The sequence below is a fragment of the bacterium genome (genome assembly GCA_040757115.1).
GTDB lineage: Bacteria > UBA9089 > CG2-30-40-21 > CG2-30-40-21 > SBAY01 > JBFLXS01.
Window position 1 is genome coordinate 1 of record JBFLYA010000240.1, and the last position, 5,690, is coordinate 5,690.

Sequence of the window (5,690 nt, forward strand, 5' to 3'; positions counted from 1 at the left end):
CCACAATCAATTTCTACCTATTTCTATAAATTTCAATCTATTTCTATTATCTTATCTCCATATCACTCTTATCTCCTTATCCCCTTTCTTACACTTTTGATATATAGCCTGAACGGTTACAAAAAATGTAATCTGTTTAATCAATTATCCTTTTATTTCTAATTGCACAGGTCGAAAAAATTCGCTAATTCTGTAATGGCTCAGTCATTCAGGGGTAAGTGCGGATTTCAGATTATTTTTTTATCTCTAACGAATAATCCCAAATTTCCCCTTCTTTATCTGTCCTTTATCATTTGTCAAAACATAGATGTAAATCCCTGACGCAACCGGCTCGCCGGCTAAATTTCTGCATCGCCATTCACCATTAAAGTTTTCCTTCTCATAAACCAATTCCCCTACAATATTATAAATCCTAATCGTTGTATTCTCAGTTAATCCAGCAAAATGCACCTCACCCATTCTGGATGGATTCGGATATGGATGGGCATTAGCTAAAGTTGTAGATAGTTGGTCAATTGTATCTGCCTGGATGTTAATTGAGATTTTATTTGAACTAAATTCAACCAGATTCCAGCTTCTATCTATAAACCTGGTATTTGGTGTGAATGATAATAAAGTTGCTCCTTTTGCCTTCGCTTTGAAGGTAATGGTATTCGAAATAGTGGGGTTAAAGGTATCTTTCTTGAGCGAAATAGCGATGTAGCATATCTTTCCATCCTTAACTCCATGAACAGTATACACACCATCAACCAACTGCTTTGATTTAAGTTGGTTGTCATCAGTATCTACTACTTCTAAAAGTGTTGGGTCATAGGCAAGATAATAACCAAATATTCTAACTTTAGCCTGTGAATCTACCTTAATAGTTACTTTAAATGTCTCCCCTACTTTTAGAGTTTCGTTTTCGGAAATAACCATTAATGAAATATTGCCTTGTTCTTGAGGATATTCTATTGGTGGAGCAGGTGATGGTGGTGGATTATTATGGTCGTAGTTATATGCACAGATATCAATATCAATATCGTCTATTACTCCATCCCGGTTGCAGTCAGCGGCGGGATTATAAGAACCAAACATTGCCTCCACAATAATATCTATATCATCCGTGCCGTCAAAGACACCATTTTGATTTGCATCACCGGTATATAAAGTTTTTGTGCCAATCTCCGTTACCTGTCCTGCAACTACAGTGAAATCAGGCCAATAGCGTCTTATTGCCCCAGGCGTAGTTGCCGTCGCCACATAAGTGGCTGGAGAAACACTGGGAAAATGAAATTGACCATTAGCCGTAGTCGTAGTTGTTCCAAAAGGAGCAGTAATGAGAATGCCATCATGATAAACCGAATATGAATATCCAAATGGTGGTTTAAAGATAATTGCCGCTCCTTTTACCTCTCCCTGACCAATAGTCACTGTCCCTGTGGCCATAGTGAAAAGAATAGGATTAGTTTCTGGGTCAGTAAGTTCCGTTTTACTTGTTCCGGTGCCCAATTCAAAAAATACTGTGGTTGAACCATTTTGTAATGCCTTAAACTTAATTATGGCTAATGTACCGGTGCCATCTGCCGACTCTGTTAAAACTTTATATAATATTGTCCCACTGCCATTATTTGCCATGTTATAATAATTATAGCCGCCGGCAGGGAATGAACCTTGCGTAATTTGAACTCCAGCCTTTGTCGGATTAGCATCCTGCACCTCTAAATATGCCGGGTCAAATCGGACATAAACCGATGCCCGCTTAAGGTTAAAGACATTTGCCAGCTGGATATTCAAATCAAATAATGCTCCATTGCTCACGCCGAGGTTTGAAGGTTCTATTGAAAGTCTTGCGGTTGGTGCAGTGGCAAAGGCGGTAAATGTCGCCGGAGAATCCGTTAAATTCAATCCCGGTGTTTTTACCAGTGAGGTATAAGTTCCTTGTTTATTTCCAAGAATTAGCATTGCTCTCGCCACACCATCTGCATCAGTTAGAGTAGGTGGCTCGTAAAAACGATATCCAGATGCACCACTGGGGACAGCGGTAATAGTAAATTCCACCGCAATGTTTCCAACACCATTATTGTATTGGTCTGTAACTGTAATCTTGAATGGATATGGTAACGATGAACCAGCCGCCGCTGATTGATTATTAGTCGTGGTATCCATAATGACTTTGGTGGCTGTACCAGGATTAATCGTAATCGTTGCCATCCCTTGAACCGAGCTTGAGGTAACTTTTAATATCGTTGTTCTGGTAGCCAGATTATATGCCGTAAAAACGGTAGAGGTTCCAGTAGTCGGTGATATTTGACCAACTAATCCAGAACTTAACTGCCAGGTGTAAGTGGCATCTAAAATAGGAGCATTAGAGGAATCATACGCCTGTGCCGAGAAAGTTGCTGTTCCCTGCAAGCCTACCGCGACTGTTCCTGGTGTAATCGTTATATGATGAATACTACTTTCCCGAAATGCGTAAAGTTTATCATCATAAGAGGTTACATAAATCGTCGTCGAACCACTCCCAATCGCTGGAGAAGAACGCACAACCTGACCTGTGGCATAACTCCATTTTAAATTAAGCACCGAGTCAAATGCATAAATCTTATTATCATCTGAGCCAATATACACCATTCCATTTCCACCAATTACGGGTGAGGAATAAATCGCACCACCCGTCGTGTAACTTCCTCTCAATGTACTTAAATCTGAACTCAGGGCATAAATTTTACCATCTAAAGAGCCAACATACACCGTGCCATTTGTTCCAATCGCTGGAGAAGAATGAATATCATCATTAGCAGTAAAACTTCCGATTAATGTGCTTAAATCAGAGTTAAAGGCATAAATCTTATTATCATTGCAACCAACATAGACTATCCCATTTTCAGCAATTGCTGGAGACGAATAAATCGCACCACCCGTCGTGTAACTTCCTCTCAATGTGCTTAAATCTGAACTCAGGGCATAAATTTTACCATCTAAAGACCCAACATACACCGTGCCATCTGTCCCAATTGCGGGTGAAGATTGAATATCACCTGAGGTTGAGTAACTTCCAACCAATGTGTTATTTGGAGTTAAGGCATAAATCTTATCATCATTTGACCCAAAATAGATATTGCCATTAGAACTAATCACCGGCGATGAATAAATAGGCCCACTGGTTTGATATTGCCATCTGAGAGTCCCATCTGAATTTATGGCATAAAGGTAACCTATACTTGCCTCACCAACATATAGAACACCACTACTGTCAATAGCAGGAGAAGAATAAATAGGTCCAATCGCAGAATAAGGTGAAAGCCAATTAGCACTACCATCAGATTTTATCGCATATAGTTTGCCAGCAGGTTCAATTGTTCCAAAATAAATAACCCCATTATGACCAATTGCCGGTGAGGAATAAATATCGACACCCGTATTATAAGTCCATTTACTAACGACCGAAATTGGGTCAGGATAAGAACTCACACCGGTATGAGACCGATTATATCGCCACATTGGCCACATATGGGTTAGTCCCGTAACTGTAATCGTTGCCCTTTGACTCACGGTGCCATAATTTGCGGTTAATGTCCCCTCACCTGCCTCCATACCCGCGGTAAATGTTGTTGTTCCACCGACAATTGGAGAAATAGTGCCTATAGTTACTAACCAATTATAAGAAAGACCCGGAATATAATTACCATACTGGTCATAGCCTGATGCAGTAAAAATCTTAGTGTAGCTCAACTGAACCGTTGCAGTTGCAGGATTAATAACAATAGAAGTAAGCGTGCCCGGGGTAATAGTAATCGTCGCTATCGTCGTAATAGAGCCTGATGTTACGGCTAATGTCCCGGTCAATGCTCTGGTTCCTGCCGTAAAAGTTGTAACTGACCCTTCAACTGGTGAAACACTACCAATATTTGTTGTCCAGGTATATGTTATCCCGGTTACAGTCCCACCTAAAACATCATATCCCTGTGCCGTAAATGATATAGTCCCATTAACCGTTGTCGTGGCTGTTTGTGGTGTAATAGTGATATGATGTAATCCACCGGTAGTTATCGTAATAGTTGCTTTAGCCGTAACAGTCCCTGAAATAACCGCTAAAGTCCCGGTAACAGGTTGAGTGCCTGCGGTAAATCTGGTTGATGAACCAATAGTTGGCGTAACACTTCCTATCGCCGTTGACCAGTTGTAACTTAAATCAGGAATTGCGTTTCCATACACATCATATCCCTGGGCGGTAAATGTTATTGTGCCAGAAATCATAAGTGTTGCGGAGGAAGGAGTAATAACAATATAATTTAATGTCCCGACCCTAATAGTTATTGTTGCATAATTAATCACATTACCAAAACTTACGGCTAATGTGCCAACTACGGAATGAGTGCCTGCTGTAAATAGTGTTTGACTCCCTGTAGTTGGTGAAATACTACCAATTAATGTCTGCCAGGTAAAGTCTAAATTCTCGATTAGATTATGTTGGTTATCATAGCCTTTAGCCGTAAATGTTCTTGTCCCTTCGATTCCCACAGTCGCCGTCGCTGGCTCGATTATAATATAGCTTAAAGTTCCTGCAACAATAGTAATAGTAGCAATATTGGTTATCGTGCCATAAGTAACCGTAAGTGTTGCGGTTTGAGTCGTTGTCCCGGCTGTAAATGTTGTTCTGGTGCCAGTAGTTGGTGTAATACTACCAATGACTACCGAGAAATTAAAAATAAGCCCTGCAATGCAATTATTGTACTCATCATACCCTTGAGCCGTAAATGTTCTTGAGCCACCTGTTGATACAGTTGCAGTTGCGGGTGTAATAAGAATAAAGGTTATCGTGCCTGGAGTAATAGTAATCGTTGCCACACCCGTAATACCACTTGAGGTAAAAGTTAATGTCCCGGTAGTAGCATAAGTTCCAGCAGTAAATAATGTTTTGGTTCCGGTAGTTGGATGGACACTGCCAATTGCTGTTGCCCAGACAGAAGATAACTCTACAGGATTTCCATAGACATCATAGCCAGTTGCTGTAAATGTTGTTGTTCCTTGCACCGATAAACTTGCCGTTGATGGGTTGATAATAATACAGGTTAATGTGCCTGGGATAAGCGTAATAGTTGCGATTGCAGTGCAAGTGCCAAAATTAACCGTAAGTGTTCCGATTTCACTTCTTGTCCCAGCAGTAAAGAGTGTCTGAGTCCCTGAACTCGGAGCAACACTACCAATAAAAGTAGTCCAGTCAAATACCAGGCCAGAAATAAGATTATCATAACTATCATATCCTTGTGCTGTCCATGTCCGTGTGCCAGCCACCATAAGTGTTGCTGTAGATGGAGTGATAATGATATAATTTAGTGTCCCCGGAAGAATAGTAATCGTTGCGGACGAACTAATAGTGCCATAACTTGCCGTAAGACTGCCTATACCGGTTCTTGTGCCAGCGATGAATAAGGTTTCAATGCCGGTAGTATTAGAAACAGAACCAATGGTGAATGACCAGGTAAAAATCAGGTCTGGAATAGAGCTGTCAGAATCATCATATCCAGTGGCAGTAAATGTGCGTGTGCCATCTACTATAAGTGTAGCGGCCGATGGAGTTATGACGATGTAACTAATCGTGCCTGACCTGACAGTAATGGTAGCACAAGCAGTAATCGAACCATAGTAGGTAGTTAGACTACCTACACCGGTTGTTGTTCCAGCAGTAAAGAGTGACAATGTCCCTA

1 protein-coding gene is annotated in these 5,690 nt (G+C 40.8%); it reads right to left on the reverse strand.

Annotation, left to right across the window (positions count from 1 at the left end):
• Positions 1–246 precede the first annotated feature (246 nt).
• Positions 247–5,682 (reverse strand): PQQ-binding-like beta-propeller repeat protein, encoded by a 5,436-nt coding sequence (locus tag AB1422_15940; protein MEW6620800.1) that lies wholly within the window; start codon positions 5,680–5,682, stop codon positions 247–249.
• Between the last annotated feature and the right edge of the window lie 8 nt (positions 5,683–5,690).